Origin of the sequence: Actinomycetospora sp. (assembly GCF_036497585.1) — a bacterium.
GTDB lineage: Bacteria > Actinomycetota > Actinomycetes > Mycobacteriales > Pseudonocardiaceae > Actinomycetospora.
In genome coordinates, this window is record NZ_DASXJD010000212.1 from 24092 (window position 1) to 35991 (window position 11900).

Consider the following 11900-nt stretch of genomic DNA (forward strand, 5'->3'; position numbering starts at 1 on the left):
GCGGCTACTGCAATTCCGGGGAGTTCTCGCGCAGCCGCGGGGGGATAAGCGCGTCGATGAGCGCCGTCCGGTCGTTCAGGCCGAGCCTGCTGCAGGCCCGGTAGATGTGGCTCTCGACGGTGCGCACCGAGACGTGGAGCTGGTCGGCGATCTGCCGGTTGGTGAGCCCCCTCGCGGCCTGGTGGATCACCTCGCGCTCCCGATCACTGACGCGCAACGGGGAGACCGACGCGACCAGGGCCGGGGTGCGGGCGTTCTCGCACCGTTCCGCGAGGTCGGCGGCCCGGCTCCCGGCTGCGGCCGCGTCGGTGGTGCGGCCGGCCTCGCGGGCGATGACGGCGGCCTGGGCGGCGGCCTCCGCGGCGAACACCGTCAGCTCGAGGTCCTCGAGGTCGCGGGAGACGGCGACCAACCCGTCGACGTCGCGGCGGGCGAGCGCGAGCGCGTGGGCGTGGGCGGCGCCGACGCGCCGACCCTCGACGACGCGGGCGAGCTCGGCGAGGCGGGCGGGCTGGGTGCGGTCCCCGAAGCTGACGGCGGTGTGCCGGGCCAGCACTTCGGTGGCGAACTGGCCGACGGCGCGCGCCTGGGCGGCCGCGCCGTTCGCGCGCGCGATGGCTTCCGCGAGCCGCCCGTCCGCGGCGCAGAGCAGGCCGCGGGCCAGCTCCAGCTCGGCGTCGAACACCAGCACTCCGGGGTGTGCCGCCTCGTCGGCGCGGGCCAGGGCGGCGCGGGCGCCCTCGGCGTCGCCGAGCATCGCCCGTCCCTCCGCGACGATGGTGTGGAGCATCCGCGTCCAGCCGCCGCCGGCGCCGGGGAAGTACGGCAGGACGCTGTCCATGTGCGCCACGGCGGTCGCGGGCCGACCCGTCTCCAGCGCGATCCGGCCCTCGTAGAGGGCGACGAAGGGGGGCGCGAACGGCCCGGGCTGCTCGCGCAGCCAGTCCACCCGGCTCCGCGCCCGGTCGAACTCCGCGCACAGGGCCGCGTCGAGGACCTCGGCGTAGCCCAGGTTCATCTGCCACGTGGCAGCCTCCGCGGTGTGCCGGGCGGCCTCGATGCCGGCGCGCACGAGCGGGCCGACCGGCTGCCCCACCCCGGAGACGGCGCGGCGCAGCCCCTCGGCCCAGCAGGCCCAGATCAGCGCCATCGGCGGGGTGTCGGGCGCGGTGAGCACCCGCGACGCCGCCGCGCGGGCGTCCTCGAGCCGGTTCTCGGCCATCGCCGCGATGGCTCGGGCGGCGGTGAGCGTGGTGCGCGCGGCGGCGGAGCCCGTGTTCTGCTCGGCCTGGTCCAGGACCGCCCGCCCGTCGTCGGGACGGCCCAGGACGAAGTGCAGGAGGGAGAAGCGGGTAGCGGCCGCCTGCGCCCGCTCGTCGTCGTCGGCCGCCGCCGCGGTGGCGGCCGCGAGCTCGGCCTCGGCCTCGTCGGGCCGCATCAGCCACGTCAGGATCTGCGCGAGGCCGATGTGCGCCCCGAACCCGGCCCCGACGTCGCGGGCGGCCCGGAACAGCCGTTCGGCGAGCTCCACGTCGGTCAGGGACGCGGCCTGCGACGCCGCCTTGAGCAGCATCTCCGGGTCCGGCGCCGCGTCGCCGCCCAGGGCGAGCACGGCCCGGCGCAGCTCGTCCCCCGAGCGTCGGCCGCCGGTGGCCTTCAGCGCCTCCGACAGCTCGCTGCGCAGGCGCCGCGAGCGCACCGGGCTCATCCGGGCCCGGAGCACCTCGCCGTAGAGGGGGTGGGCGAGCCGCAGCTCGCTGCGCAACCCGTCCTGCTCCAGGCCGACGAGCGCGCGTTCCGCGAGCGCCTCGACGGCCTCGGGAGAGGTGAAGCGGTGCATCAGCGACAGCCCGAGCGGCTCGCCGAGCGCGAGGAGCTCGAGCGCGCGCCGCTCGTCGTCGGAGAGCCGCCCGAGGCGGGCGGCGACCAGCTCGTCGAGGGCGGGGGAGATCGACGGTTGCCGGTCGAGCGTCCAGGTGTCGACGTGGCGGACGAGGCGGCCCGCCGCCCGCTCGGCGTCCACGAGGTGGCGCAGCCAGAGGACGTTGCCGCCGCTGCTGGTGTAGAGGCGGTGCTCGGCCGCGGCCTCGACGGGGCCGCCGAGCACCGCGCGCACGAGCGCCCGCGTCTGGCCCTCGTCGAGCGGGCCGAGCTCGATCCGCTCGGCCAGGTCGTCCTTCCACAGCGCGGTGACCGCATCGGGAGCGGGCTCACCGGTCCGGACCGTGACGACGAGGCGGACGGCGCGCCGGAGGGCCAGGTGGTGCAGGACAGTGGCGGACACCCCGTCGAGCAGGTGCGCGTCGTCGACGCGCAGGACGAACGACGTCCCGTGGGCCTCGAGGGTGTCGGTCGCGCGCTGGATGGCCGAGACGTCGGAGGCCCGCGGCCCGTCGACCTCGAGCCAGGGCGCGAAGGCGCCCAGCGGCACGTCGCGTGCGGACTCGGTCCCGACGACGATCCCGGACCCGGCGCCGTCCGCGGCGCGGCCGACGAGCTCGCGCGCGAGCCGGCTCTTCCCGACCCCGGCCTTCCCCGCGATCACCACGACGCCGTGGCGCCGGAGGGCGCGCGTGACCGTGTCCAGTTCCGAGTCCCGCCCCGAGAACGGCCAGACACCGGCCGAACAGGTCATGGCGGACCTCCGCTTCGGGTAACGGACGGGCCGTAGTCTTCCTCAACAGGGTGACGGGTCACATCCCCGGGCGTCCCTGTTCTCGTCGGAGATCCCGACGGATGGGCCGCGACGGCAGGGAAACCGGGAGACTCGGGGGACGATGTGCCCCGCACCACAGGAGGACCGCGTGCACGACTTCTTCCCCGCGACCGCGGCGGCCGCCCGCGTCGTCGCCCTGGTGACCGACGAGCACCTCGACCTGCCGACCCCCTGCCACGCCTGGGAGGTCCGCTCCCTGATCGAGCACATGGCGGGCTTCACCGCGCACTTCGCGGCGGTCGCCCGCCGTGAAGAGCTGACGGGGGAGCCGCCGGCGTCGGGGCTGCCGGAGGGCTGGCGCGAGCTGCTCGCCGAGTCCTTCGCCGACCTCTCGGACGCGTGGCGCAAGCCCGAGGCCTGGGAGGGCCAGGACGAGGCGGGCGGCATGACGATGCCGCGCGCGGCCCTCGGCGTCGTCGCGCTCGACGAGGTGGTGCTCCACGGCTGGGACCTCGCGACCGCCATCGGCGCGCCCTTCACGGTGATCCCGGAGGACGTCGAGGTCTGCCTGCCCTTCGTCGAGCAGTTCTCCGGCATGTCCGGCGGCCCCTTCGGGACCCCCCTCCCGGACGCCCAGGAGGCCTCCGGGCTGGACCGGTTGCTCAAGCTCTCCGGCCGCGACCCGGCAAGCGGCCCGGGCGGCGGCGTGGGGTAGTGTGCGGGACGCTGCAGCGGTCGGGCAGCGGTTCGGGACGTGGCGCAGCTTGGTAGCGCACTTGACTGGGGGTCAAGGGGTCGCAGGTTCGAATCCTGTCGTCCCGACACACCGACAGAGCCCCGTTGACGCAGGTCAGCGGGGCTTTCGTCTGTCTGCACCACGATCATGGGTGATCACACCGCCCGGAGCTTGGGACCACTTTGGGACCCGCGCAGGTAGTTGGTCAGCAGTTCGCCTGCGCCGAGGACGGCGTCGTGGTCCGGGTGCAGGTACCGCTGGGTGGTCGTAAGGGAGCCGTGTCCGGCGATCTTGCGGAGGTGATGGACCGGGACCCCGGCGTCCGCTATCCACGTGAGACCGGTGTGCCGCAGATCGTGGCGGCGCAGGTGCTCGAACCCGAGCGCGGTCACGACCTCCTCCCAGTGCGTGGCATCCTGCAGGATCGCCGTGGTGATCCGCCCACCCCGGGGCCCGGTGAACAGTCGAGCATCCGGGTCGCCGCCGATGGCGGCCAGCCGAGCGGTGACCAGCTCCCGGACTTCGACGATGAGCGGCACCTTGCGGGCCCGCTCGCCCTTCGTGCAGTTGTCCACGAGCCCTCCGGGGGAGGGGGTGGTCTGTCGGCGGACCGTCCAGGTCCACGAGGCGGTGTCGATGTCACCGACCCGCACGCCGGCCACCTCCCCGATGCGGGCCGCGGCCGACGCCGCGAAGATCACCACACGGCCCCAGCCTGGGAACTCCTCGGACGAACGCGCGACCAGCGCGGTAGCGGCGTGGGCGACGACGTTGTTCAGCCCGACCGACTTGCCCGCGCCGGGCTCCCCGGCGATGAGCAGGTTCCGGTAGGCGAGGGTGTTCGAGACCTGGTGGCCGTACTCGTCGACCCCGAGGTGGATCGGCGCCCAGATCGACGGACCGCGTTCCTCGCCGTCGGGGCGTGGCCGGTTCGCGGTGGCAGCCTGAAGGTGGGCGACGAGGCGGGCGAGGTGGCGCAGCGGGCGGGTCGGCTCAGACATAGTCCGACCAGTCCCCGCCTCGGCCAGCCACCACGGTGGGCTCAGCGGGGGCGTCCTGCGCTCCCTCGCTGCGCACCAGTGTCGTGCGCGGCAGCGGGATCACCGGGTCCGCAGCGGAAGCGTCGTCGTCCTGCGCTGTAGCGCGTTGGGCGGCGGTGACGAGGTCGTGGTCGGGGTCGCCGAGCGGTTCGGGCTGCGGGGGCCGGCCGTTCGCGCCGTGGGTGGCGGAAGCGGGAGCCGACGGTGTGCAGCGTCGAGTCGACCGGGTCACGAGCGTGGTCCCGCGCGGCTTCGGGTGGCCGTGGCGGTGGTCGTAGTCGGCGAGCGCGGAGCGGATCACGGCGCGGTGAGCGGGTCGCGGCGGAACACCTCGACCCGGATCAGCGCGGAGTTCGAGCGGGCCGGGGCGACGCGGGCGGCGCGGGCCCAGCAGCCGGAGGCGCTGGTGTCGGCCTCGTCGACCACGTCGGCGGGGGAGAGGCCGGGCGGGAGTAGGAGCCACACGGTCTCCCCGACCGGCGAGGGCCGCGACCACAGCAGCCAAGGCAGCTGCCCCGAGGCGTTCCAACAGCGGGCCTCGACCAGCTTCGCGCGCAGCTCGTGGCGAGTGATCACCGCCTGGGCGCGGTGGGTCACGGGGTGCCGGGCGGCCGGGACACCGAGCAGGACGACCCCGACCAGGACGACGACGGCGATCACCGCGGCCCACGGCAGCAGCCGGTGCAGCAGCGACAGCCCGACCACGACCAGGGCCAGCGCGGTGACCTCGGCGCGGACGCGGAGTAGGGCGCCGGCCCAGACCCGCAGCGGTGGGATGACCGGGTCGGAGACGACGGCGAACGAGTCGGTGCGGGAGTGGCGCCACAGACCACGTGGCGCCGACCAGAGAGGCGAGAAGAGCGACGGGCGTGTGCAGACCCTCTGGGGGATCCGGGTCGTTACGAGGTGCCTCTGGGTCGACCGAATCGACTGGTGATCGCGGTGTCCGAAGAGCCAGGCTTAGCCTGGGCCACCGCGGGGCGCTCGGGGTTCAATCGTGCCTTCGGAAACGGGCGTGGCTCGATGGAAATCTCTGCCATCTGGCGGACGTAGGTTGCGTAGCGGCGGCGGGCGTCACCGAATCGACCAGCGCGGAGCAGCGCATGGATGAGATCCAGATGAATCTGTTCGTCGAAGGGGTCGTGCTCGAGCAACCGGAGCGCATAGTAGCTCACGCCGTCGACGTCGTTGTGATCCCGCAACCGCTCCACGAGAGCTCGCAGAAGGAAGACGTGCATCTCCTGCAGTTCGTCGGACACCTGGGCGGCCCAGTCCTGGTAGGGGTCGTCCTCGAGGAAGCTGCCGGTGCAGAGGGCTTCGGCGTCGGCGAGCGCGGTGAGCGGGTCACCGGCGCCTCGTTGGTGTTGGGTGCGGGCGGCCTGGGCCCGGGCGAGGAAGACCTCGACGTCGACGACAACATTGACCAGCCAGACCACGTTGTCGTCGCTGGCGAGCGGGCCGTCGTCGGTGGGCGCCGCGCCGGGAGCGAGCACGTCGCGAACGATCGAGAGGAGCACCGACAACCGCGGCGCGGCCGTGGCGCGTGCCACACCCGGCCACAGCAACTCCATGAGCTGCTCGCGCCGCACCGGCCGACGCCACGCCACCAGGATCTTGAGCAGGTCGCGGGCCTTCTTGGACTGCCACGCTGCCTTGGGGATGGCCTCCCCATCGCGGTAGATCTGGAATACCCCGAGCGCTCGGATGGACACGATTGGGCCCGTCCGGACGAGCGCAGCCAGCGGGCCTGCGGCCGGCGCGGGTCCGAGGCTCACGCCCTGGTCGCGCAAAGCCTGTGCCGAGAGCTCGACAGCACTGTCGCCGAGGGCGCCGGTGAGGCGGGCTGCGACGAGTCGGGCGATGCCTTCTTCGATCCGGCAGCCGGCGCAGCGCCACATCTCGATCGCCTCGGTGAGCAGACCGACGTGAGAGGCGGGGCTCTCCGAGGCGAGGACGTTGAGGGTGAGGGCCTCGGCCAACCCCGGCTGCTCACCCCGCATGCGGGCGGCGGCGGCGGCACGGGCCGCGTACCTGGTCGCCGCATCCCGGCACCCCGCCGACAGCTCGACCCACCCGCGTGCGAGCAGGGAGGGTATCTCGCGCAGCCCTTCGCCCAGCGCCACGGCCTGCTTCGCGAGGTCACGAGCCAAGGAGACGTCGTCTATCGCCCGCACCCGCGCCAGGCCGGCGAGCGCGGACGCGAGGACCAACACGTCGCGGGCAGGCTCGGCGATGCCGATGGCTTCCTCGTAGGCGGCGCGGGCGCGCGCCAGTTGGCCGCGCAGCCGATACACGTCCCCTAGTGCGCACAGCGGCCAGGCCAGGAAGCGCGAGCCGACCTGCTCGAACTGGTCTCGCGCGGACGACAGGTCGTCCACCCCCTCGGCGAGCCGACCCAGGCGGGCCTTCGCCACGCCGCGGACGGCGAGCGTGTGCGCGGTGAGGCGCGCCTCGGCGCACAGCTCCGCGACCGCTGCCGCAGTCTCGACCTGGGCGAGGGCATCCGCCGCGCGCCCCTGCTCGACGAGGTGGAACGCCCGCAGGACGCGCAACCGATGGGTTTGCGGGAGGTCGCCAGCTGCCTCGGCCGCCTCCATCCCCGCGATGCTGTAGGACTCCGCCCGCCGTCGGTCGCCATCGGCCGCCGCCAGCATGGCGCGCACGCCGTACGCATCCGCCCAGGCCGCCGGGTCGTGACACCGCTCGGCGAGCACGAGCGCGCGCTCTAGCTGCGCCCGCGATCGCTCGTAATCCCCCATCATCCGGCTGGCGCTCGCGGCCATCGACAACAGCCGCGACTCGTCTGCGACGTCTCCGGTGCCGAGGCGACCGCGGCGGCAGAAGGCCAGCACGTCGGCGAAGTCGCCGACGCTGTAGGCCACCAGACCCATACTCCAGGCAAGCTGGGGGTCGAGCTCATCACTGTCGTCCTGAGCGCGCCTGAAGCACTCCAACGCTCGGGCCCATTGGCCCTTGAGCTGTCGGCCGCGTCCCAGCACCAGCTGTACTCGGCGGTCATCGAGATAGCGCAACGGCAACTGCTCGACGACCTCGAGCACGACGTCGATCTGCCCGCCGTTCAGCAGGGCGAATCCGTGCTCGGCCAGGGCGGTGACACAGCCCTCGTAGTCGTTCGCGGCCAGTAGTAGCCGCAGGACCCGGGCGTATGAGTTCTGGTTGGCCGACAGCTGTGCGACCTGACGGTGCACGAACTCGTGTTCGGCCGGCGAGTGCTCCAGCTCGCTGGCGATGAACCGACCCAGCACCGGGATCAGCGACCAGCCCACGCCCGGCGGGTCGGGCTGCCGCACGAGCCCCCGGCGAGCCAGCTCGGTGAGCTGGCCGTCCGCGTCCGCGACCCCGAGCGCGGGTTCGGCCGGAGGCTCGACCGTCCCCAGCACGGCGAGACGACTCAGCAGCTCGCGAACCCGCTCCGATTCCGCGCCGATCACCTCCCCGCCCAGGAAGATCCGGAACCGCTGGCCCGGGGCGGTCACCCGCAGCGCCGCACGGCGCCCCTCCTCCAGCGATGCGCCACCAAGGACCTCGACCGTTCGACAGACCGCGGCGGGCCACCCCCCGGTCTGCTCGAAGAGCTGCGCGGCGAGCCCCGGGCAATCCTCGCCCATCGCGACCCGCAACAGCTCCCCGATCTCCTCGACCCCGAACGCCAGCTGGGTCGCGTCGATCTCGGCGATCAGACCCTGCCCGTGCAGCCGCTCCAGGTGCAGAGGTGGCTCGCTCCGAGTGAGCAGAACCAGATGGAGACGCTCGGGCAGCAGCTGACACAGCGCGCCGAGAAGGTGAACCGCACTCACATCCGAAGACAACTCCACCAGATCGTCCACGACGAGCACGACGTCATCGCGCAGACCGGCCTCAAGCCATCGAACCAGATCCACGACATGGTCCCAAGCCGGTGGCTCATCGCCCGACGCCCCGGTCACCAGGTCGCCCCGCGGTGCCGGCACGAACGGATCCAAGGCCCCCGCCAGGCTCGGCAGCAGCCGGCGAGACGAGAGCCGGTGGTCGCGGGCCGAAACCCACGCCGCCGGCCTCCCGCGCGCCCACATCCTGACCGCCGTCGTCTTGCCCCACCCGGCCGACCCGGTGACCAGACAGATCGGGCGCTCGGTGGCGAGGTCTAGTCGTGCCTCCACCGACGGTCGCTGCAGAGAAGGAATGCGAAGGAGAGCCGGTGAATCGGCGACGCTTCCGATGCTAGGCGTTGGCGCCGTAGGCAAAGTGGTCCTCGCCTCGTCGAGGTTGCTCTCCAGCAACCGAATTATAACAATGCAGCATCTGCATCCCCCCTGCCAAAGAAAGCTAGCCCCGCCGCGGTTGTCGGGCCAGCGTCCGAGTGTTGCAAGTGAGTACGTCCGAACGGCCCACCTCCGCTGTCGCGCGAATCAGATCTCAGATCCAGACCCCGGTGCTCGAGCCGATTTAGTCCCCTATTCGGCCGCTCATGAGGCGGCTATTGCAACGCTTTCGGTCGAGTGGCGCTAGTGCCAACCGGGTCGCGGGATCCGCGGATACCCTTACTGTCGGTGTTGCGGGCGGGCGTCCGGGTGACCGAGCTCTCGAGCGGCGCTAGCCAAGCTAGCCACGAGGAAGTCGGGAGATCGAGTCAAGTTTGCTGCTCGCGGGCCGGCTTCATGGGGGACTCCCTTCTTTGACGCCTGTACCACAGCGCAACGACAGCAGACCTGATGCGATGAAGGAGCGGGGCCTCCCGCTCCTCGTGGCTCCCGAGTGATTCTCGGGGGGCTGCGTCCGTGAGTTGGGGAGGCCCCGTGTCGGAAGTGTATGAGGGACGCCAGGTCGTCGGGATCGACGTCCATCGGCGTGGGTCGGTGTTGGTGCGGATGACCGAGGCTGGCGAGCAGCTCAAGGAGCGGGTCGCCGCGCGCCGCGGGCGCAACATCGCCACCGTCGCCGCGGCCCGCAAGCTGATCGGGATGGTGTTCTACGGGCTACGTGATCGCGACATCCGCTGCCTGCCCAGCTCCCGCGCCGGCTGATGGCTCATACGTGGTCGGTCGCGGGTCGCCGCAGGTCATGACCCCCGAGTCCGCCGGGCTCGGCGTGGTCGCCCTCTCTGATTGACCCCGACCGGCCGCACCTGTCGCAGCACTCCATGCCCTCCTTGCGGGGCGAAGGGATGACACCGACAGAGCCCCACCGGGGGCCATGTCGTGTTGCCGGGCCACCGGCGATGGAGCCACGCACCCAGCCTCGTCCCCGATCACTCTCCAGGAGCCTTGACACCTCGATCTTTCGCTCGTCCGCGGTGAACATCGTGCGCTCACCGACGTCGACCTCAAGGACCTCTGGCCGCTGACGCGGTCGATCTCCGATCGATCCTTGACCCCGACGCCGGCTACAGGCGCGCCCGCACCCCGCCGGAGATCGCAAAAACAAGATCAAGAACCCAATTCGACGGGGTTGACCGACCCCGCTCCTTCAGGGATGACCTGCGGCTACAGATGTGGTCGCGAGAGGTCAACTGATCTCGGCCTAGCGACCAAGGATCGCTAGCAGGTGGTGGCGGTCGCCACACTGACCGCGGGTCCCGTGTGCGGCCTGCCCAGAAGCTGGAAGCCAACCACGGCATGCCTGGTGGGGCTGGGCGCGGCCCCGGTTAGCACGCCAGTCGCAGTTCGTGACCTTGCGGCTGGCGGCGCCGGAGGTAGGCCCACCACAGGGTCGGGCAGCTCGCTGGGGAAGCCGAGACCGGACCGGCTGCTCGAAACGAGGGGCGGGCGGTTCGCGGCTCGAGACCCGCCGCGGTCTACCTGACCTATGCCGCAGGCCAGCAAGGATCTTTGGTGATGGACGTTGGCTTCGGGAAGTCGCAGGTCACGCCCGAACGGGAGCGATTCGCGGCGAGACCTCCGACAGTCGCGGTGGGGGATCGCTAAGCGAACCCAAAGGTCGCTGCGGGCGCCCGTACCTATCGTTCCTGCCCGGACCGGGATTGTCGGGGAGTGAGTGAGCGTAACAGGGAGTGACATGGCAGAGGGCAGTGCCAGCATCCTCACTGAGGCGTCGCGGCCGGACGGGCGCGTCCGACTCCGAGGCAGCACGCTCGGCTGTGGCCCGGGACGGGCATCGGACCGCGGCCAGCGGGCGCCCGGTGCGGCGGGCGACCTCGCCGAAACGCTCCAAGACCTGGCTCGGCGCCACCGGATCCCCGGTGTCCAACTCGCGGTGCACCGAAACGGCAGTACCGTCACCGCCGAGTTCGGTGAGCTGGAGCATGGAGGCGGACGCCCCGTCAGTCCAGAGACCGCGTTCCCCATCGGGTCGATCAGCAAGGTCTTCACCGCGACCCTTTCCATGATCCTTGTTGCGGACGGGGACGTGGAGCTCGATGCACCATTGGTCGAGCACCTGTCCGAGCTGGTCGGGTGGGGCGACCAGCTCACCCTTCGTCAGGTGCTGAGCCACACCAGCGGTCTCGCTTCCGGCCCTGACTCCGAGGACGTGGTCGCCGCTTCGCTGCGGCGCTACGTCCTGGACCACTGTCGCCGTCAGGAGCGGGTGCTACCACCGGGCGGCGGCTTTTCGTATTCGAACGCCGGTTACATCCTGGCCGGCCTGTTGATCGAGAAGATCACCGGGATGAGTTGGGGCGCGGCCATGGAGTCGATCTTGCTTCGGCCCCTCGGAGTGGACCCCGCCTTCATTGCCGGACCGCAGTGGAAAGAGACCGGCCGCCCGGTCGCCAGCGGTCACTCGGTGAACACGGCCGTCGGAAGGACCCGCCCCGTGCGCCAATCACTGGCATCGGCCGAGGCGCCAGCCGGGGCGCTGGCGGTGAGCGCTGTCGATCTGGTCTCCCTCGGGCTGATGCATGTCGGCCGGGGCGTCCCCGACCTGCTCCCGGCGGAGTGTGCCCAGGAGATGCGGCGGGCGGTCTCCGGCGCCGATCCGTTCGGACTTGCCGACGGATGGGGCGCGGGTCTGGCCGTCTTCCACGAGGGGGCCACCGACTGGGTCGGCCACGACGGCAATGCGGACGGCACGTCCTGTCACTTACGGGTCGACCCGGTAGGTGAGCGGATCGTGGCGCTCACCAGCAACGCGAACATCGGAATGGTCCTGTGGCAGGACCTTCTTGGCGAGCTGAGTCAGGACATCCCGATCGGCCCCCGGGTGTGGGCCTCCCAGGGACCGCCGATCGAACCTCCACAGAACTGCATCGGCGAGTACGCCAATGGCGACCTCGAGTATGCGGTCACCCGCGGCGAGGACGGGGACCTGCGCCTCGTCGTTGACGGCGACGTCGCCCTGCTGACGTGCCACGACGGTCTGACGTTCACCTTCGCGGACCCCAGCTCGGGGCGGCACGTGGTCGGCGGCCGTTTCACGGCAGATCGGCACACCGGAATGATCGACGGAATTCAGATCAATGGCCGTCTCGTTCGCCGGTCGGGACATGCTGTCCAGCAGGTCGCCTGAC

Annotated in this window: 7 protein-coding genes and 1 tRNA gene; 4 read left to right on the plus strand and 4 right to left on the minus strand. The window is 71.9% G+C overall.

All coding sequences use genetic code 11. The features are described 5' to 3' along the window. Nucleotides 1–4 precede the first annotated feature (4 nt). Nucleotides 5–2635, minus strand: coding sequence for a helix-turn-helix transcriptional regulator (locus VGH76_RS21180; RefSeq protein ID WP_331558695.1), 2631 nt, complete (start codon nucleotides 2633–2635; stop codon nucleotides 5–7). A 169-nt stretch (nucleotides 2636–2804) separates the two neighbouring features. Between VGH76_RS21180 and VGH76_RS21185 the strand changes: the two genes are divergently transcribed. After that, nucleotides 2805–3371, plus strand: a complete 567-nt coding sequence (locus tag VGH76_RS21185; RefSeq protein ID WP_331558696.1) for a TIGR03086 family metal-binding protein — start codon at nucleotides 2805–2807, stop codon at nucleotides 3369–3371. A 33-nt stretch (nucleotides 3372–3404) separates the two neighbouring features. After that, a tRNA-Pro gene (locus VGH76_RS21190) sits at nucleotides 3405–3478 on the plus strand. 69 nt (nucleotides 3479–3547) lie between these two features. Here the strand turns inward: VGH76_RS21190 and VGH76_RS21195 are convergent. The 3 genes from VGH76_RS21195 to VGH76_RS21205 all read right to left on the minus strand — a co-directional run bounded on the left by VGH76_RS21195 (nucleotide 3548) and on the right by VGH76_RS21205 (nucleotide 8592). Next, entirely contained in the window at nucleotides 3548–4393 is an 846-nt protein-coding gene (locus VGH76_RS21195) for a tyrosine-type recombinase/integrase (RefSeq protein WP_414637773.1), read from the minus strand. A 336-nt stretch (nucleotides 4394–4729) separates the two neighbouring features. Beyond that, nucleotides 4730–5137, minus strand: a complete 408-nt coding sequence (locus VGH76_RS21200; protein WP_331558697.1) for a hypothetical protein — start codon at nucleotides 5135–5137, stop codon at nucleotides 4730–4732. A gap of 194 nt (nucleotides 5138–5331) precedes the next feature. Further along, on the minus strand, nucleotides 5332–8592 hold the full coding sequence (locus VGH76_RS21205; protein ID WP_331558698.1) for a BTAD domain-containing putative transcriptional regulator: 3261 nt from the start codon (nucleotides 8590–8592) through the stop codon (nucleotides 5332–5334). Between the two features lie 636 nt (nucleotides 8593–9228). Between VGH76_RS21205 and VGH76_RS21210 the strand changes: the two genes are divergently transcribed. Then, nucleotides 9229–9456 (plus strand): hypothetical protein, encoded by a 228-nt coding sequence (locus VGH76_RS21210; RefSeq protein ID WP_331558699.1) that lies wholly within the window; start codon nucleotides 9229–9231, stop codon nucleotides 9454–9456. A gap of 991 nt (nucleotides 9457–10447) precedes the next feature. Continuing rightward, the gene (locus VGH76_RS21215) at nucleotides 10448–11899 is read left to right on the plus strand and encodes a serine hydrolase domain-containing protein (protein ID WP_331558700.1); all 1452 of its coding nucleotides are present in this window, start codon (nucleotides 10448–10450) and stop codon (nucleotides 11897–11899) included. Nucleotide 11900: the final 1 nt, after the last annotated feature.